We start from the raw sequence: 743 nt of genomic DNA, 5'->3' as shown, positions 1-743 counted from the left end.
CCATTTCGGTAAATACCCGACGACGATTTTCCATGACCCCTTTTTCCAATTTGAAAGAAGGAATACCAAAGGTAAGTAGGCCACCAATCTCTGGGTAACGGTCAAACACCACCGGTTTTACACCGTTGCGAACTAAGATGTCTGCTGCTGCCAGACCAGCAGGGCCAGCGCCGATGATTGCCACCTTTTTATCCGTCCACTCCACTTTGGACATGTCAGGTTTCCAGCCCATTTCAAAGGCTTTGTCGGTGATGTACTTTTCAATGTTTCCGATCGTGACTGCACCAAAATCATCATTTAGTGTGCACGAACCCTCACACAAACGGTCTTGCGGACACACACGGCCACACACTTCAGGCAAGCTGTTGGTTTGGTGTGAAAGTTCCACGGCTTCTAAAATTCGGCCTTCATTCGCCAGTTTTAGCCACTGGGGAATGTAGTTATGGACGGGGCACTTCCATTCACAATATGGCTTACCGCAATCCAAACAGCGATCGGCCTGCGCTGTTGCTTGTTGTTTCGTGAACGGCTCGTAAATTTCAACAAACTCAATCTTACGAATCTTAATTGGTTTTTTCGCCGGATCTACGCGTTGAACATCGATAAATTGGTAAACGTTCTGACTCATGATTCAAACATCCTCCATGATTTATTGGGCTTGAACGCGCAGTTCAGCAGCGCTGCGGCTTTGGTGACCAAGTAGCGTGTTTAAGTCAGCCGCTTGAGGTTTTACCAAGTAGAAC

1 protein-coding gene is annotated in these 743 nt (G+C 47.4%); it reads right to left on the bottom strand.

Annotated features, from left to right (window positions below; translation table 11 throughout):
* On the bottom strand, window positions 1-628 hold a 628-nt coding region (locus R7044_RS25220), incomplete at its 3' end, for an NAD(P)-binding protein (RefSeq protein ID WP_225455996.1).
* Window positions 629-743 lie beyond the last annotated feature (115 nt).

The sequence above is a fragment of the Vibrio sp. 1402 genome (assembly GCF_033340275.1).
The sequence above is the reverse complement of the archived record's forward strand: the minus strand, read 5'-3'. Positions and strand labels throughout refer to the sequence as shown.